The sequence below is a fragment of the Mesorhizobium sp. M7A.F.Ca.US.008.03.1.1 genome, from assembly GCF_003997495.1.
Classification (GTDB): Bacteria; Pseudomonadota; Alphaproteobacteria; order Rhizobiales; family Rhizobiaceae; genus Mesorhizobium.
In genome coordinates, this window is sequence record NZ_RZRU01000014.1 from 105648 (window position 1) to 121952 (window position 16305).

The 16305-nt window shown below is 64.8% G+C and carries 16 protein-coding genes and 1 tRNA gene; 6 read left to right on the forward strand and 11 right to left on the reverse strand.

Going from position 1 to position 16305, the window contains the following annotated elements; genetic code table 11:
- Window positions 1–19: 19 nt before the first annotated feature.
- From EOA16_RS20080 to EOA16_RS20095, 4 genes are read right to left on the reverse strand one after another with little or no spacing between them, the layout of a single operon-like run.
- Window positions 20–445, reverse strand: coding sequence for a DUF1178 family protein (locus EOA16_RS20080; RefSeq protein ID WP_127259830.1), 426 nt, complete (start codon window positions 443–445; stop codon window positions 20–22).
- Entirely contained in the window at window positions 442–1308 is an 867-nt protein-coding gene (locus EOA16_RS20085; protein ID WP_127259831.1) for a carbon-nitrogen hydrolase family protein, read from the reverse strand. The genes EOA16_RS20080 and EOA16_RS20085 overlap by 4 nt, the downstream gene beginning before the upstream one ends.
- A 10-nt stretch (window positions 1309–1318) precedes the next feature.
- Window positions 1319–1588 carry a glutaredoxin 3 gene (gene grxC / locus EOA16_RS20090; protein WP_127259832.1) on the reverse strand — a complete coding sequence of 90 codons (270 nt, stop codon included), beginning with the start codon at window positions 1586–1588 and terminating at the stop codon, window positions 1319–1321.
- Between the two features lie 27 nt (window positions 1589–1615).
- Window positions 1616–2416: a ComF family protein gene (locus tag EOA16_RS20095; RefSeq protein ID WP_127259833.1), complete on the reverse strand. Its 801-nt coding sequence runs from the start codon at window positions 2414–2416 to the stop codon at window positions 1616–1618.
- A 65-nt stretch (window positions 2417–2481) separates the two neighbouring features.
- On the opposite strand from EOA16_RS20095, the gene EOA16_RS20100 reads away from it, so the two are divergent.
- Window positions 2482–3357 (forward strand): methyltransferase domain-containing protein, encoded by an 876-nt coding sequence (locus tag EOA16_RS20100; protein WP_127259834.1) that lies wholly within the window; start codon window positions 2482–2484, stop codon window positions 3355–3357.
- Window positions 3358–3386: 29 nt separating this feature from the next.
- Here EOA16_RS20100 and EOA16_RS20105 read toward each other — a convergent pair whose 3' ends face one another.
- The 5 genes from EOA16_RS20105 to argJ all read right to left on the reverse strand — a co-directional run bounded on the left by EOA16_RS20105 (window position 3387) and on the right by argJ (window position 6565).
- Window positions 3387–3572 (reverse strand): Flp family type IVb pilin, encoded by a 186-nt coding sequence (locus EOA16_RS20105; protein WP_127259835.1) that lies wholly within the window; start codon window positions 3570–3572, stop codon window positions 3387–3389.
- Between the two features lie 109 nt (window positions 3573–3681).
- Complete coding sequence (locus EOA16_RS20110; protein ID WP_127259836.1) at window positions 3682–3996, reverse strand: hypothetical protein; 315 nt, start codon at window positions 3994–3996, stop codon at window positions 3682–3684.
- 130 nt (window positions 3997–4126) lie between these two features.
- Window positions 4127–4549, reverse strand: coding sequence for an 8-oxo-dGTP diphosphatase MutT (gene mutT, locus EOA16_RS20115; RefSeq protein WP_127259837.1), 423 nt, complete (start codon window positions 4547–4549; stop codon window positions 4127–4129).
- Window positions 4542–5294 (reverse strand): GNAT family N-acetyltransferase, encoded by a 753-nt coding sequence (locus tag EOA16_RS20120; RefSeq protein WP_127259879.1) that lies wholly within the window; start codon window positions 5292–5294, stop codon window positions 4542–4544. Before EOA16_RS20120 ends, mutT begins: the two co-directional genes overlap by 8 nt.
- A 29-nt stretch (window positions 5295–5323) precedes the next feature.
- Window positions 5324–6565: a bifunctional glutamate N-acetyltransferase/amino-acid acetyltransferase ArgJ gene (gene argJ / locus EOA16_RS20125; protein ID WP_127259838.1), complete on the reverse strand. Its 1242-nt coding sequence runs from the start codon at window positions 6563–6565 to the stop codon at window positions 5324–5326.
- Between the two features lie 171 nt (window positions 6566–6736).
- Here argJ and EOA16_RS20130 point away from each other — a divergent pair, with 171 nt between their 5' ends.
- Both EOA16_RS20130 and EOA16_RS20135 read left to right on the forward strand, forming a co-directional pair.
- Entirely contained in the window at window positions 6737–7966 is a 1230-nt protein-coding gene (locus EOA16_RS20130) for a caspase domain-containing protein (RefSeq protein WP_127259839.1), read from the forward strand.
- A 316-nt stretch (window positions 7967–8282) separates the two neighbouring features.
- Window positions 8283–8882, forward strand: coding sequence for a TetR/AcrR family transcriptional regulator (locus EOA16_RS20135; protein ID WP_127259840.1), 600 nt, complete (start codon window positions 8283–8285; stop codon window positions 8880–8882).
- 67 nt (window positions 8883–8949) lie between these two features.
- On the opposite strand, the gene EOA16_RS20140 is transcribed toward EOA16_RS20135, so the two are convergent.
- Window positions 8950–9867 (reverse strand): peptidylprolyl isomerase, encoded by a 918-nt coding sequence (locus EOA16_RS20140; RefSeq protein ID WP_127259841.1) that lies wholly within the window; start codon window positions 9865–9867, stop codon window positions 8950–8952.
- A gap of 246 nt (window positions 9868–10113) precedes the next feature.
- Between EOA16_RS20140 and secA the strand changes: the two genes are divergently transcribed.
- The 3 genes from secA to EOA16_RS20155 all read left to right on the forward strand — a co-directional run bounded on the left by secA (window position 10114) and on the right by EOA16_RS20155 (window position 16004).
- Complete coding sequence (secA, locus tag EOA16_RS20145; protein ID WP_127259842.1) at window positions 10114–12846, forward strand: preprotein translocase subunit SecA; 2733 nt, start codon at window positions 10114–10116, stop codon at window positions 12844–12846.
- 477 nt (window positions 12847–13323) lie between these two features.
- Complete coding sequence (locus tag EOA16_RS20150; protein ID WP_127259843.1) at window positions 13324–14724, forward strand: lipopolysaccharide biosynthesis protein; 1401 nt, start codon at window positions 13324–13326, stop codon at window positions 14722–14724.
- A complete protein-coding gene (locus EOA16_RS20155; RefSeq protein WP_127259844.1) occupies window positions 14724–16004 on the forward strand; it encodes a GNAT family N-acetyltransferase in 1281 nt (426 codons plus the stop codon). Before EOA16_RS20150 ends, EOA16_RS20155 begins: the two co-directional genes overlap by 1 nt.
- Window positions 16005–16046: 42 nt before the next feature.
- Here EOA16_RS20155 and EOA16_RS20160 read toward each other — a convergent pair.
- Window positions 16047–16131: transfer RNA gene (locus tag EOA16_RS20160), tRNA-Leu, on the reverse strand.
- Window positions 16132–16305 lie beyond the last annotated feature (174 nt).

Below are 16305 nucleotides of genomic sequence, written 5' to 3' on the forward strand. Positions count from 1 at the left end.
CGCAAAGCTCCCTCGGAACTCAGTTGCGGTCGTCTGGAAACACCGGGATCGGCATGAACTCGACGCCGTCCTCGGCCAGGCTCTTGGCTTCTTCCAGCGTCGCCTCGCCATAGATGCCGCGCGGGTCGCTCTCGCCGAAATGGATCTTTCGCGCTTCCTCGGCAAACTTGTCGCCGACATAGTCGGCATTCTCGCGCACCTTCTCGGCCATCGCCTTCAACTGCGCCAGAGCCTGCTTCTGCGCCTCGCCCATGGCCAGCGCTATGGTTTCCTGCTTGCGCGCCGTGGAGACGGCCGGCGCCATCAGCGCTTTCTGCACCTTGTGCGAACCACAGGTCGGGCAATCGACAAAGCCGCGCTTCTTCTGGGTGTCGAAATCGTCGTTGCTGCGGAACCAGCCTTCGAATTCGTGCTCGTGCTCGCAGATCAGGGCAAAACGGATCAAGAGGCCGCACCCCTGAGCCGCGGCGCTACGCCCAAGCCGGCATTGACGACGAAATCCCGCGCATTCCTGAGATTGGGGATCTTCTTGCGCGCGGCAAGCGACTGCGCCGGGTCGATCTCGGCGACGATCACCGCCGGCTCGTCATGCGCGGCTTCCGCGATGATATGGCCCCACGGATCGACGATCAGCGAATGACCGTAGGTCTCGCGGCCATCCTCATGCAAGCCGCCCTGCGCGGCGGCGACGACATAGGCGCCGTTCTCGATGGCGCGGGCCCTGAGAAGCACGTGCCAGTGCGCCTCACCCGTCTGGCGGGTGAAAGCGGCCGGTACGGAAAGCAGATCTGCGCCGGCCAGTGCCTCGGCGCGGAAGAGTTGCGGAAAGCGCAGATCGTAGCAAACGGCGAAGCCGAGCTTTGCACCCTCGATCTCGGTGACGACGGCCTCCGTGCCCGGTTCGTAAGCCGCGGATTCGCGCCAGCTCTCGCCATTGTCGAGATCGACGTCGAACATGTGGATCTTGTCGTAGGTGGCGAGCGTGGCACCGTCCGGCCCGAACAGCAGCGCCCGGTTGGCGAGCTTGCCGTCGGCGCGCAGGATGGCGGTCGAGCCGATATGCAGGAAGACGCCGAGTTCGCTCGCCAGCTTGCGCGCGGTCGAGACGATGATGTCCTTGTCCTCGGAGGTGAAGGAGGCGGCACGCGCTTCCTTGTCGCGGATCAGCGCGCCGGTCATTTCCGGCGTCTGGATATAGGTCGCGCCCTGGCTCGCGGCTTCGCGCACCAGCCGTTGGAGATCGACCGCGTTGCGCTCGGGGCTCTCGCCTGAACGCATCTGGATCGCAGCGGCTTTGAAAACACCCATCGTCATTCCCTCAGTTCGTCGCGCCGTTGGCGAGCAGTTTGTCCAGCCGGCCGTCGGCCTCCAGCTCGTGGAGGTCGTCGCAGCCGCCGACATGCGTGTCGCCGATGAAAATCTGCGGAAAGGTCGAGCGACCGTGGGCGCGGGAAATCATCTCCTGGCGCAGTTCCGGCGAGAAGGAGGCATCGTGCTCGGTAAAGGCGACGCCCTTGCGCTCGAGCAGCCGCTTGGCTGCCGTGCAATAGCCGCACATCATGCGGGTGTAGATGGTGACATCGGCCATGACGAATTTCCGCTGTTCGTTGCCGACTTATATAGTCGCGGACTCGTCCGCCCGGAAGTCCCCCGGCAACACACGGGCAAAGGTCAGCACGTCGACGGCGCCCGCACCTCCCCTCTTCAGCGCCTTGGTGGCGGAACGCACCGTGGCGCCGGTCGTGTAGACATCGTCGATCAAAAGCACCCTGCGGCCGGCGATCTCGATTTCCGCCTCGGCGGGTACCCGAAAGGCGGCCCGCACATTTTCCTCGCGCTCGCTGCGCTCCAGCCCGACCTGCTGGCGGGTGAGTTTCACGCGCTGCACCGCCGAGGGGGCGAAGGGCAATTGACTGAGCGCCGAGACCGCCCTTGCCAGTTCCGCCGACTGGTTGAACCGTCGCCTGAAAAAGCGCCGCCAGTGCAGCGGCACCGGCACCACCACATCCGCCTCGGCGATGAGATCGGCACCCGCACGCACCATCCAGCGCGCCATCCAAGGTGCCAGATCCGTGCGATCCTGGTATTTCAACCCTTGCACCATCTGGCGGGCGACGCCGGAATAGGCGACCGCCGCCCGCGCCCGCTCGAAAGGCGGCGGATCGGCAATCGCCTCGGCCGACAGAAAGCCTTCGCCCATATGGTGGGTGAACGGCGTACCCATGACAGGGCACCATGGCCGCTCCAGCAGCCTGAGCTTCGGCCAGCAGGTGCCGCACAGCACGCCCGGCTGCGAGACGTGCCGGCGGCAACCGGCGCAGACCGGCGGGAACAGCATACGCGCCGGCCAGCCGAGGGCTGACCGGGCGAAACGCTTGATCTCGCTGGGCTTGATCTTGGGCATCGGATCGGCCACGTGGTTGGTTCTCCGTGCCAGGTATACCAACTATATCAGGGCGTGGACAAACAAGGATCTGCCCGTTGCAGCCGATAATGGATACCTCTCTGTGGCTGGCGCACAAGCGGCGCGCGCTTGCCCATCCGATTGACGGCGCGGACTTCCTCATGCGCCGCACGGCCGAGGACCTTGCCGACCGGCTGGGCGCCGTCGAGCGCAGGTTCGTCAAGGCGGCCGTGCTGTTTTGCCAGACGCCGGCTGCAGCCGAAACGCTCGCCGAAAGCGGCAAGGTCGCCGACATTGTCCGCGTCGAGCCGGATACGGCTTTCCTGAGCGGTGGCGGCGCCGGCTTGATCGCGCCACTGGAAACCGTGCCGTTCGAAGCGGAAAGCCTCGATCTGGCGGTGTCGCTCTTGTCGCTGCAGGCCATGAACGACATCCCAGGCATGCTGATCCAGATCCGCCGCGCGTTGCGGCCGGATGGGCTTTTCCTCGGCGCCTTTGCCGGCGCCGGTACGCTGTTCGAGTTGCGCGAAAGCCTGCTTGCGGCCGAGACCGAGCTTTACGGCGGCGCCAGCCCGCGTGTCGCCCCGTTCACCGACGTGCGCGATGCCGGTGCGCTGCTGCAGCGCGCCGGTCTCGCTCTGCCGGTTGCCGACGTCGAGACGGTGACGGTGCGCTATGCCAGCCTGTTTGATCTTATGGCGGATTTGCGGGCCATGGGCGAAACCAATGCGCTCACCGATCGCAGCCGGCGGCCGGGCTCGCGCAAGCTGTTTGCCCGTGCGGCGGAAATCTACGCCGAGCGGTTTTCCGACCCCGACGGGCGCGTGAGGGCAAGTTTCTCGATTGTCTGGATGTCCGGCTGGGCGCCCGACGCTTCGCAGCAAAAGCCGCTGAAGCCGGGGGCTGCCAAGGTTTCGCTGAAGGCAATCCTGGAGGCGCCCGACGGGCAATGACCCTGCCCGCAAGCGCGGAAAAGTGTGGATCAGGGAGTGGCTGCGAAAGCGTTCGCAAGCTTGCTGTTGTTGTCGCTGAACAGCCAGATGATCCCATCGCGGACATCGCCGATACCGCCGACGATGGCCAGCGACAGCACGGCGATGATCACGCCATATTCGACGGCCGTGGCGCCGGTCTCGTCGTTCAGAAAATCCTGCAGCACCGCTTTCATGGCCTCAACCCCTCTGTCCGGGACCTTAGAGCCGACCTGTTAAGAAAGGTTAACGGCAAAGGCTTAACAGGCGGTGAAACCGCCGCCTTTCCGAAATCTCTTAACCATGTCAGCAGTCGCCGCTGCTGCTGCCATTGGACCTGATGATGCAGACCGAGCTCGGCTGTGGCTGCAGCACGCTGCGGCGCAGCGTGTAGGTTTCGCGATGGCCGATCGAGCCTGTCGCCGCCATGTCGAGCCCGCCGAAACCATCACGGGCCGACAGCGAGCGTGTCTGGCTGTCGAGCAAAGGGGTTGCGATCAGCGCAAGCGCCACCGCGGCCGAACCGAACAGAAGCGTGATGCGCAATATGCCCATGCCCGCATCGGCGGCGCGAAAGCCGCGCTCGGGCCGGATCGAGTCCCAATCCCTGTCTAGGCTCATGCTATCGCTCCCCGGCAAATCGACGGCTCGGCCGCGAACGGCCATGCTTCAATTTTTCATGACGAGATAAATCTTCCATTAACGCTGCCTGATACGATGCCTCGTCCAGGACGCTACCGGGCGGGAGCCCTCAGAGAAGATCGATGAGGAACGGGATCAGCGGCGCATCGGCCGGCGGCATCGGATAGTCGCGCATCTGCTTCGGCCGCACCCATTTCAGTGTCTGCCCTTCCCTGGGCTGCGCGATACCGCGAAAGCGGCGGCAGATGAACAGCGGCATCAGCAGGTGGAAATCGTCGTAGGAATGACTGGCGAAAGTGAGCGGCGCCAGACACGGGATGTCGGTTTCGATGCCGATTTCCTCATGCAGTTCGCGAATGATGCATTGTTCGGGCGTCTCGCCCGGCTCGACCTTGCCGCCGGGAAATTCCCACAGCCCGGCAAGTTGCTTGCCCTGAGGCCGCTGCGCCAAAAGCACCCGGCCGTCGGCATCGACCAGCGCGCAGGCGGCGACCAGCAGCAGGCGCTTGCCGGCGGTCACGACCTCATTCATGACCCGGCGGCCGGCGGTAGTGGTAGCGATAGACTTCCTCGAAGCCGAGCGAATGGTAGAGCGCCAGCGCCGGCACATTGTTGGCCTCGACCTGCAGCCAGGCTTCCCGCGCACCCCGCAGCCGTGCCCATTTCAGTGCAGACAGGATCAGGTTGCGGCCGTGACCCCTGTTGCGTGCCGACTTGTCGGTGGCGACCTCGAACAGGCCGGCGAGATCGCCGTCATGCACGCAGATCAGCGTCGCCAGCGCTTCGGCTCCATCTTCGAGCGCGAACAGCCCGGCTTCGGGCTGGATGGCGCCGATGATCTCCGACAGGCCGGGCCGCAGCGAAACATCCGAACCGCTGACCTTGAGCGACGCGCCGATGAAGCGGCTGATGTCCTTGAGCGGGATCTGGTCCATGGCGGCGTCGAGTTGCGCGTCGGCCAGCGGCAGCCGCATGACAAGAGACTCGTCGAACCGGCTCCAGCCCTCGCGGTCGAGATGGCCGGCGAGATCGGGACCCGACAGCGGCGACATGCGGAACGTCAGCGGCCTGCCATAGGCATCGAAACGACGGCTGGCCCGGCCGATACGGTCGGCAATGTGCTGGGTGTCGCCGGGATCGAGCGGATTGACCGAGTTCAGCCGCTTGGCCGGATGGCCGGCGGTCAGCCGCACCACCCAGGTGCCGTCATAGTGGACGGCGGCCGCCGGCCAGGCGCGAAAGCCGGCCGCCTCGTAGCGGCGTACGATCGCCAGCATGCTTGCCGGATGCCTGGAGCTCAAAACCATCAGCTCCGATAATCGCCATTGATGGCGACATATTCCTTGGTGAGATCGCAGGTCCACACCGTCGCCTTGCCGCGGCCGATGCCGATATCGGCTCGGATGCGGATGTCGTCGCGCTTCATGTAGGCCGACGTCGCGGCCTCGGAATAGCCGGGATCGCGCTCGCCTTCGTGCGCCAGCCTGTTGTCGCCGAACCAGATCGACAGCCGGTCGCGATCGGCGGGTTCGCCGGCCTTGCCGACGGCCATGACGACGCGGCCCCAATTGGCGTCCTCGCCGGCGACCGCTGTCTTGACCAGCGGCGAATTGGCGATCGACAGCGCGATGCGCTTGGCCGAGCGCGCCGATTTGGCGCCGGTGACGGTGACTTCGACCTGCTTGCGAGCGCCTTCGCCGTCGCGCACCACCTGCAGCGCCAGCGATTTCAGCACCTTGCCGAGCGCCCGACGGAACGCGCCGAGACGGGCATCCTTGGCATCGGTTATCTCCGGCGCGCCGCGCCTGGCGGCCTTGCCGGTGGCGAAGATCAGCAGCGTGTCGCTGGTCGAGGTGTCGCTGTCGACGGTGACCGCGTTGAAAGTCCTGGCCGTGCCGCGCGACAATAGGTCCTGCAGGACAGGGGCGGCGATCGGCGCGTCGGTGGCGATGAAGGAGAGCATCGTCGCCATGTCGGGCGCGATCATGCCGGCGCCCTTGGAAATGCCGTTGATGGTGACATCGGTGTCGCCGAGCTTGACGGTCGCGGTCGACACTTTCGGATAGGTATCCGTGGTCATGATCGCCTTTGCCGCTTCGGTCCAGAACTCGGGCTTGCCGTTGCTGACCAGCCCCGCGAGCAGATGGCTGAATTTGCTGGTGTCGAGCGGCTCGCCGATGACGCCGGTCGAAGCCAGGAAAACCTCCGCTGCCGTGCAGCCGGCCGCCTTCGCCGCCGCCTCGCCGGTCAGCGCGGTCGACTCGCGGCCTTTCTTGCCGGTGAAGGCGTTGGCGTTGCCGGAATTGACGACCAGCACCCGCGCCTTGCCCGCGCCGAGATTCTGCCGGCAGAAGTCGACTGGCGCCGAGGGGCATTTCGATTTCGTGAACACGCCGGCGACCGCGGTGCCTTCATCGAAGACCATGGTCAAAAGATCGGTGCGGTTCTTGTACTTTATCCCGGCTTCGGCGGTGGCGATGCGCACCCCCTCGATTTCTGGCATTTTCGGGTATTTCTTCGGCGCAAGCGGCGAAATCGTCGTGGACATGGAGGCCTCGGGCGGGAAAAATCGCAAGGGAAGGCCGGTTTGCCCGATAGACCGCGCCGGCGCAAGGGCGTTTTCGTCGCTCTTGTCCGGGAGCTCGAACTCGCCCGGAGTTAAGCCTGCACCTCAAATCCGTTGGCGTCGGCGGGGCCGATGGCGTTATGATCCTGTCCCATGGGCAGGCTTGCGATCCTCGCATGGGCATTTCTGGGACTTTTGCTGCTGAGCGCGGATGCGCAGCCGCAACGGCGGGTGGCGCTTGTCATCGGCAACGGCACTTACGCCGAAGCCGGCACGCTCGCCAATCCTGTGAACGACGCCCTCGACATCGCCGACAAGCTGCGCTCGATCGGCTTCGAGGTCATCGAGGGCAATGATCTCGGCAAGCGCGAACTCGAACGCAGCATCGGCGCGTTTTCCGATGCGCTCCAGGGCGCCGGCGTCGGGCTTTTCTACTATGCCGGCCACGGCCTGCAGGTCGACGGGCGCAACTACATCGTGCCGGTCGACGCCAGGCTGGACGTGCCGGTCAAGCTGCAGTTAGAGGCCGTGCCGATCGACGAAGTCCTCGACATCATGGAACAGCAGACCAAGGTCAGCCTGGTGTTTCTGGATGCCTGCCGCAACAACCCGTTTGCGCGCAGCCTCAGCCGCACCGCCACCACGCGCTCGGCGGCGGCGCTGGCCGGGCTGGCGCAGTTCGATTCGACGCGCGGCTCGTTCATCGCCTTCTCGACGGCACCTGGCGCGGTCGCCATGGACGGAAGCGGACGCAACTCGCCTTTCGCCGCCGCCCTGCTGCGCCACATCGCCGAGCCCGGCCAGAGCATCAACGACATGATGATCGCGGTGCGCCGCGACGTGGTTTCGCAAACCCGCGAGGCCCAGCGCCCCTGGGAGCAGGGCTCGCTGCTCGAACGCTTCGAATTCGTCTCGGACGGACAACCCGCCCAGCCACAAACGCCGGCCGCGGCGCCGGCGGCTTCGACGGAAGTCGCCGTACTTGAACGCTCCGTCGGCGACGACAAGGGATCGATCGAGAAATTCCTTCGCCAGGATTATCTGACGCCGGACACCGGGGCGATGAGTGAGACCGTCAAACGGCTCTACGGCCCAACCGCCATCATCTTCGGAACCCGCTACGACTCCGGTGCCATCGTCAAGGTCAAGGCCGACTGGTTCGCGCAGTGGGCTTCCTGGTCGCTAAGCATGGTATCGGGCAGCCTGGAAGTCGCTCCGCATGGCGCGGACCGTGCCGAGGTCGTCTTTGCGATGCGCTACGACTATGTGCCGAAGGACAAGTCGGCGGCACGCCTGACCGGCAAGGCGCGCGTCACGCTTGGGCTGATCAAGGCCGACGGCGGCTGGCGTATCGAATCCGAGACATCGCAAGCCATGCAGTAGACATCGCCCGATGGCCGATCCGATGGTGGCAGCCAGTTTGTGCCGGCCGCATTCATGTCGATAGGAATTTATTCTTGACCCATGAGGGCAGCTATGCTACCTTTTCGCCCATGGTGCTGATTTGCGCCAGTGACCCGCCGCCCCGGCGGGTTTTTGCTTCTTGATGCTCAACCGGTGCGCCGGCGAAGCTCCGACGGCCCCCCGTTATTTGTCCTATCCCGACCATACCAGCCTCCAGCAGCTTGAAAACGCGCCGTTTCGTTTGAGCGTCGGGTCACCTATATTGCCGGCGATAGTGTTGGCGAGGACGACAGAGATGGCCGAGGACGCCGATCCGGCGCGCAGATCGATCGGTGCGCGGCGCAACCCCGACAGCGCCGATGCCATTCTCCAAGCCGCCGAGGCCGTGCTGGTCGAGGCCGGTTATGCCGGTTTCTCGATCGAGGCGGTGGCGCGCCGGGCCCGCGCCGGCAAACCCACCATCTATCGCTGGTGGCCGAGCAAGGCGGCGTTGCTGCTTGAGGTCTATCAGCGCCAGAAGCGCGTCGATGTTCCCGATACCGGGCGACTGGAGGAGGATCTCGTCGGCTTCCTGAGGAACCTGTTCACCCACTGGCGCGAGACATCGTCGGGAAGCGTTTTCCGGTCGCTGATCGCCGAGGCACAGTCGGACGAGACCGCTGCCGCGGCCCTTGCCGACTACTCACTAGGCCGACGGTCCCATACCGGCCAGATCGTCGAACGCGCCAAGGCAAGGGGCGAAATCCCGGCCGGCGTCGATTCAGCTGTTGTCGCCGACCTGATCGCCTCCTTCGCCTGGAGACATCTGTTGACCAACCGCCTCGACGAGGACGAGGCGACCATCCGCAAGGCGGTCAACTACGTGATGCGAGGCATAGCGGCGCCCGCCCCCTAAAAATACGGCAATGAAAAAGGGCGCGGCAACCCCTGGCTGCCGCGCCCTTTTCAAAAAGCTATCAGTCTTACTTGGCGCTTTCCAGCGTATCGACCGCCTTCTTCAGGTTCGCGTCGGGGATCTCGATCTTGGCGCCGGCGCGCAGCGACTTGACCAGCGCGAAATATTTGTCGCGGATGACCGCCTGCTTGGCCTGGTCCTTGACGTCGTCGAAGGCCGGCGGCTGCTTGGTGCGCTTGTCCTCGAGCTTGATGACATGCCAGCCGAACTGCGTTTGCACCGGCTGCTCGGTGTATTTGCCGACCTCGAGCGCGGAGGCCGCCTTGTCGAACTCCGGCACCATCTGGCCAGGTCCGAACCAGCCGAGATCGCCGCCGCTGGTCTTGCCTGACGGATCGCTGGTGTGCTCGTTGGCGAGCTTCTGGAAGTCGGCGCCGCCGTCGAGCTGCTTGATGATGGCCTCGGCCTCTTCCTTCGTCTTCACGAGGATGTGACGGGCATGCAGCTCGTTGGTGGGCGGCGTGTTGGCGATTTCCTGGTCGTAGCGGGCGCGGACCTCGGCGTCGGTGACCTTGTCGACGACACCCTTCTCGACCATCTCGCCATGCAGCGCGCGCTGCTGCAGGAAGGCCATGCGGCGCTGGAAGTCGGGATCCTTGTCGAGCCCGGTGGTGACCGCCTGGGCGGCCATGACGCGGATCTCGATGGCAGCCGAAAGGGCGGCGGCACGGCGCTGCTCGGGCGGCAATTGCGCGAACTGCTGCGACAATTCCCCTTCGGCAAGCACCAGATCTGCTTCGGTCAGGGGCTGGCCGTTGACCGTGGCGATAACCTTATTCGGATCGACCGGTGCCGCGGCCGGTGCTGCTGCATCCGCCGGAGCGGGAGCGGTTTGCTGCGCCATCAGCGGCGAGAGCGAAAGGGCCGACAGGCCGACGGCCAAGCCAAGGCTGGCGAGCGACGCGCGGCGAAACAACAGGGACATAGGGTGACTCCGGTGGGGATTGTTAAGAGGGGTGCTTCCAGATCGGCCAGATTGTGGCGGAATTTGGCGCAGCCAGCAGGGCCGGCGCGGCGTTGACATCAGTTGAGCCCCCTCTTATCTGTCCAACGACTTTGCGTCCAGAACCGTTTTCCGGACGCTTTTTGTGTTTGTCCACGTTCACGTGGAATTGATGGGGCCGGCCGGCGCTCATCTCAAGATTGAGAATTCTATCGAAAGGACCATCGGATGGTCAGTCTCGGCGGTCTCGCCCGTAAGGTTTTCGGTTCCTCCAACGACCGTCGGGTCAAATCGACCCGGCCTCGTGTCGAGGCGATCAACGCCATGGAAAACGAGATGCGGGCGCTTTCCGACGAGGAGTTGGTCGGCCGCACCGCAAAATTCCGCCAGGACATCGCCAACGGCGCCACGCTCGACGACCTGTTGGTGCCGGCCTTTGCCACCGCCCGCGAGGCGGCGCGCCGCGTGCTCGGCATGCGCCCCTTCGATGTCCAGCTGATCGGCGGCATGGTGCTGCACAATGGCGGCATTGCCGAGATGCGCACCGGCGAGGGCAAGACCCTGGTCGCGACGCTGCCGGTCTACCTCAACGCGCTCGCCGGCAAGGGCGTCCACGTCGTCACCGTCAACGACTATCTGGCCACCCGCGACTCCGAATGGATGGGCCGCGTCTACAAGTTCCTCGGCCTCTCGGTCGGCGTCATCGTCCACGGCCTGTCCGACGAGGAGCGCAGCGCCGCCTACGCCGCCGATGTCACCTACGCCACCAACAATGAGCTCGGCTTCGACTATCTCAGAGACAACATGAAATACGAGCGCGCCCAGATGGTGCAGCGCGGTCACAATTACGCGATCGTCGACGAAGTCGATTCCATCCTGGTCGACGAGGCGCGCACGCCGCTGATCATTTCCGGTCCGCTCGAGGACCGTTCGGAAATGTACAACACCATCGACACCTTCATCATCCAGCTGCAGCCGCAGGATTATGAGATCGACGAGAAGCAGAAGACCTCGATCTTCACCGAGGAAGGCACCGAGAAGCTCGAGAACCTTCTGCGCGACGCCGGCCTGCTCAAGGGCGAGTCGCTCTACGACGTCGAGAACGTCGCCATCGTCCACCACGTCAACAACGCGCTGAAGGCGCACCGGCTGTTCCAGAAGGACAAGGACTATATCGTGCGCAACGGCGAGATCGTCATCATCGACGAGTTCACCGGCCGCATGATGCCAGGCCGCCGCTATTCGGAAGGCCTGCACCAGGCGCTCGAAGCCAAGGAGCATGTGGCGATCCAGCCGGAGAACCAGACGCTGGCCTCCGTCACCTTCCAGAACTATTTCCGCCTCTACAAGAAGCTATCCGGCATGACCGGCACGGCGCTGACCGAGGCCGAGGAATTCGGCAACATCTACGGCCTCGAAGTCACCGAGATCCCGACCAATCTGCCGGTCGTGCGCATCGACGAGGACGACGAGGTCTATCGGACGGTCGAGGAGAAATACAAGGCGATCGTCAGGGAGATCCGCGAAGCCAGCGCCAAGGGCCAGCCGACGCTGGTCGGCACCACTTCCATCGAAAAGTCCGAGCAGCTGGCCGAGCGCCTGCGCAAGGAAGGCTTCACCGATTTCGAAGTGCTGAACGCCCGCCATCACGAGCGCGAGGCGGCGATCGTCGCCCAGGCCGGCAAGCCCGGCGCCATCACCATCGCCACCAACATGGCCGGCCGCGGCACCGACATCAAGCTCGGCGGCAATGCCGAGATGCGCATCGAAGATGAACTCGGCGACATGCCGGCCGGACCCGAGCGCGAGGCGCGGGAGAAGGAAATTATTGCCGACATCGAGCGGCTGAAGGAAAAGGCACTGGCCGCCGGCGGCCTCTATGTGCTGGCCACCGAGCGCCACGAATCGCGCCGCATCGACAACCAGTTGCGCGGCCGTTCCGGCCGTCAGGGCGACCCCGGCCGCTCGAAATTCTTCCTGTCGCTGCAGGACGATCTGATGCGCATCTTCGGCTCCGAGCGCATGGACGGCATGCTGCAGAAGCTCGGCCTCAAGGAAGACGAGGCGATCATCCATCCGTGGATCAACAAGGCGCTGGAAAAGGCGCAGAAGAAGGTCGAGGCGCGCAACTTCGACATCCGCAAGAACCTTTTGAAATATGACGACGTCTCCAACGACCAGCGCAAGGTGGTGTTCGAGCAGCGCATCGAACTGATGGACGGCGAAGGCCTTTCCGAAACGATCGCCGAGATGCGCGAGGGCGTCATCGACGAGATCGTCGCCAAGGCCATTCCCGAAAACGCCTATGCCGAGCAGTGGAACGTTGCCGGGCTGAAGGCCGAGATCGCCGAGTTCCTGAACCTCGACCTGCCGGTCGAGGACTGGGCCAAGGAAGAGGGCATCGCCGAGGACGACATCCGCGAGCGCATCGCGCAGGCCGCCGAAGCCGCCGCCAAGGAGCGCGCCGAGCGTTTTGGCCCCGAGGTGATGAATTACGTCGAGCGCTCGGTTGTACTGCAGACGCTCGACCATCTGTGGCGCGAGCACATCGTCAATCTCGACCATCTGCGTTCGGTCGTGGGCTTCCGCGGCTACGCCCAGCGCGATCCGCTGCAGGAGTATAAGGGCGAGGCGTTCGAGCTGTTCCAGGCCATGCTGGGCAATCTGCGCCAGGCCGTCACCGCGCAGTTGATGCGCGTCGAACTGGTCCGCCAGGCCGCTGAAGCGCCGCCTCCGGAAGCCCCCGACATGTTCGGCACCCATATTGACGGCACAACCGGCGAGAACGACTTCGAAGGCGGCGAAACCGCTCTCCTGGTCCGCCCGGAGACAACCGCCGTCGTCGCCCCCGAAGACCGCGATCCCAACAACCAGGCCACCTGGGGCAAGGTCGGCCGCAACGAAGCCTGCCCCTGCGGCTCCGGCAAGAAATACAAGCACTGCCACGGCGCGTTCGCGTAAGGCGCGCTTCTTTCCTTCTCCCCGTCACTATACGGGGAGAAGGTGCCCGAAGGGCGGATGAGGGGCGGCGCTGACGGTCGAGATTGACCGATCTCCCCACCTGAGGGGGAGATGGCCGGCAGGCCAGAGGGGGGCGCTGTCCCGCTGACCAAGCCGCCTTCAGCCGCACCATTTCGGCCTCGAACTCGAACTTCAGCTGCGCGGCTTCTTCTTCCGGCAGCCAAAGCACCATCTGTGGCACTATCTTGATAGAGCCGGGTGCTGTCCTGATCCCAGGGCAACGTTTCCGCGCTGCGCGCCTCGGCGACGATGAAACAGCGGCGCAAATCTCCCACCGCCCGCGCCGCCCCTCATCCGCCTGCCGGCACCTTCTCCCCGTATAGTGACGGGGAGAAGGCATCCCCCACCCAACCGTTTCTTAATGTGTCTCCGCTACACAGAACCCCGAAAAGAAGCGGAAAACGGAGAGAAATCGGGGTGCGCTTTTCCGCGGCCACGACTGCCGGGCGGTTCTTGCCGCAGCGTTGGGCGCTGCGCATGGAGCCGTTGCTTGGCCGCATCGATGCCGTGCTGTTCACCGCCGACGAGCGCGGCGAGGCGAGCCGCATGTCGGTCATCGCCTTCTCGGTCCGCATCGTCAGCGCCGTCATCGCCTTCGTCAGCCAGGTGCTGATGGCACGCTGGATGGGCTCGTTCGAGTACGGCATCTTCGTCCTCGTCTGGGTGACGATGGTCATCGTCGGAAACCTCGCCTGCCTGGGCTTCCACACCTCCGTCATCCGCTACATTCCCGAATACCGCGAGCGCGGCTTGATGGATGAGTTGCGCGGCATCGTGCTGGCCAGCCGCCTGTTCGTGCTGATCGCCTCCACGCTGATCGCCGGGCTCGGCGCGCTCGGCGTCTGGCTGGCGGCACCATGGATCGAAAACTACTATGTGATACCGTTCATCCTCGGCGTCATCTGCCTGCCGATGATTGCCATGTCCGACCTTTTGTCGGGCCTGGCACGCGCCAACAGCTGGGCGCTGTTTGCCCTGTCGCCGACCTATCTGGTGCGGCCGGTGCTGATCCTGCTGTTCATGGCGCTGATGCTGTTCGCGGGCTACGCACCCGATGCCAGGACCGCCATCTTCGCCTCGATCGCCGCCACTTACGTCACCACGCTGGGACAACTCGTCGGTGTCACCCAGCGCATGGAACGGCAGATCCCGGCTGGGCCGATGAAGGTCCATTTCGCGCAATGGTTCATCGTTTCGCTGCCGATCTTCCTGGTCGAGAGCTTCTTCTTCCTGCTGACCAATGCCGACGTGCTGATGGTCGGGGCCTATATGGACCCCAACGACGTCGCCGTCTATTTCGCCACGGTGAAGACGCTGGCGCTGGTCCATTTCGTCTACTTCGCCGTCAAGGCCGGCGTCGCCCAGCGCTATGCGCAGTTCACCCATGGCGACCCGAAAAGGCTCGCCGCCTTCGCCCGCGAGACGGTGTCGTGGACGTTCTGGCCTTCGCTTTTGATGGCGCTGCTGGTGCTGGCCCTCGGCGAGCCGATGCTGGTGCTGTTCGGCCCGGAATTCACATCAGGCTATCCCTTGCTGTTCCTGCTCGTCTTCGGCGTCGCGGCGCGGGCCGCCGTCGGCCCTTGCGAAAGCCTGCTGACGATGAGCGGCAACCAGAACATCTGCGCCGCCGTCTATGCCATGACGCTGGCCTTCAACATCGCCCTCAACGTGGTGCTGATCCCGATGTTCGGCCTGTGGGGCGCGGCGATGGCCACCGCCTTTGCCATGATCTTCGAAGCCGGCGCGCTGTCCTTCACGGTGTGGCGCAAGCTCGGCATCGTCATGCTTATCTTCGTGCCTGCGAAAGGAGCCGCGTGATGGCTGCCATCCCGTTGCTTGAGGAAACCAGCGGCGGCACGGCCGGCGCCATGGTGTCCGGCCTTGCCGGACTGACCCGCGACGCCGACCCTGCCCATATCGAGATCCTCGCCAACAACCGGCCCGAGCGCAAACTCGCCATCTACCCGGCGTCGGCCGGCTTCGACCTTGTCGAGGAACTGGACTATCTCTGCGCCCGCACGGTCGAGCCCAACGTTTTCTTCAACCCGCGTTTCCTGGCGCCGGCCATGCCCCGGCTGGAGGATCGCGAGGTGCGCCTGGCGGTCATCCGCGACGGCGACGAATACCGCAACCGGCTGCGCCTTCTGGTGCCGTTCTCGGTGGAACGGCCGGTGGTGCCGCTCGGCGTGCCGGTCATGCGTACATGGTCGAGCCCGTTCGGTCCGCTTGGCACGCCGCTGGTCGACCGCGACGACCCGGTCGGCGTCGTCGAGGACTTCTTCTCGATGCTGTCGCGACCGCACCTCAAGCTGCCGAAAGTGTTCGTCCTGGCCGATATAAGGCTCGACGGTCCGGTGGCGAGCCTGCTTGCCACCGTGGCCGAGACGCGCGGCCTGATGCTGGTCACCACCGGCCAGACCCAGCGCCCGGCGCTGGAGAGCGAAGCCGATGGCGACGATTATCTGAAGGCCTCGCTGCGCTCGCATCATTATCGCGAGTTCCGCCGCCTGAAGCGCCGCCTTGGCGATCTCGGCAAGCTTGAGCATGTCGTGGCGCGCGGGCCTGAAGACATCCGCCATGCCATCGAAGGCTTCCTGACGCTGGAAGCGGCCGGCTGGAAAGGCCGCGAACGCACCGCCATGGCGATCGACCGCTACCGCGCCGCCTTCGCTCGCGAAGCCGTGCACCGGCTGGCCGAGCAGGACATGTGCCGCATCCATTCGCTGACGCTCGATGGCCGCACCATCGCCTGCCTGATCGTCTTCGTCGAAGCCGGCGTCGCCTATACCTGGAAGACGGCCTATGACGAGACGCTGGCTTCCTATTCGCCCGGCACGCTGCTGATGATCGAGGTGACGCGGCAGCATCTCGACGATCCCAACATCATGATGAGCGATTCCTGCGCCGTGCCCGACCACCCGGTGATGAGCCGGCTTTGGGCCGAGCGCAAGCCGATGGGCACGCTGGTGATCGGCCTAACCCCGGACGCCGACCGCCTGACCCGCCAGGCCGCCTCGCAGCTGCATCTCTACCGCGAAACCCGCAACATGGCCCGCCTGCTGCGCAACCGGATGAAGAGCTTGTTGGGGCGGCGGTAGGACCCGTCCAGGGTTGTGGATTGGCTGCGGGAGAAAAAAGAGTGGTGCCCCTAGCCGGAATCGAACCAGCACTCCTTGCGGAACTCGATTTTGAGTCGAGCGCGTCTACCAATTCCGCCATAGGGGCTCAGGCCGGGCGGCCTGGATGGCGCGGGACTATACGGTTGGAGGCCTGTTCGTCAACTGGCCAATTCGCCGGCACCTCGGATGCGACCAAACTGCGCCTTTCGATTTCGTGAAGGGGCTGCCATTGTGCAGCGCGGAAAATCTTTCTAGACAGGCGGCGCATCAAGGTGCTGCA

Coding starts and splice junctions, on each gene's coding strand:
- EOA16_RS20120 (WP_127259879.1), bottom strand. CDS start 5,294: ATGCTGGCGATCGTACGCCGCTACGAGGCGGCCGGCTTTCGCGCCTGG.
- EOA16_RS20105 (WP_127259835.1), bottom strand. CDS start 3,572: ATGAAAGCGGTGCTGCAGGATTTTCTGAACGACGAGACCGGCGCCACG.
- grxC (WP_127259832.1), bottom strand. CDS start 1,588: ATGGCCGATGTCACCATCTACACCCGCATGATGTGCGGCTATTGCACG.
- EOA16_RS20110 (WP_127259836.1), bottom strand. CDS start 3,996: ATGAGCCTAGACAGGGATTGGGACTCGATCCGGCCCGAGCGCGGCTTT.
- EOA16_RS20155 (WP_127259844.1), top strand. CDS start 14,724: ATGGCTGCCATCCCGTTGCTTGAGGAAACCAGCGGCGGCACGGCCGGC.
- EOA16_RS20130 (WP_127259839.1), top strand. CDS start 6,737: ATGGGCAGGCTTGCGATCCTCGCATGGGCATTTCTGGGACTTTTGCTG.
- EOA16_RS20085 (WP_127259831.1), bottom strand. CDS start 1,308: ATGGGTGTTTTCAAAGCCGCTGCGATCCAGATGCGTTCAGGCGAGAGC.
- argJ (WP_127259838.1), bottom strand. CDS start 6,565: ATGTCCACGACGATTTCGCCGCTTGCGCCGAAGAAATACCCGAAAATG.
- mutT (WP_127259837.1), bottom strand. CDS start 4,549: ATGAATGAGGTCGTGACCGCCGGCAAGCGCCTGCTGCTGGTCGCCGCC.
- EOA16_RS20140 (WP_127259841.1), bottom strand. CDS start 9,867: ATGTCCCTGTTGTTTCGCCGCGCGTCGCTCGCCAGCCTTGGCTTGGCC.
- secA (WP_127259842.1), top strand. CDS start 10,114: ATGGTCAGTCTCGGCGGTCTCGCCCGTAAGGTTTTCGGTTCCTCCAAC.
- EOA16_RS20135 (WP_127259840.1), top strand. CDS start 8,283: ATGGCCGAGGACGCCGATCCGGCGCGCAGATCGATCGGTGCGCGGCGC.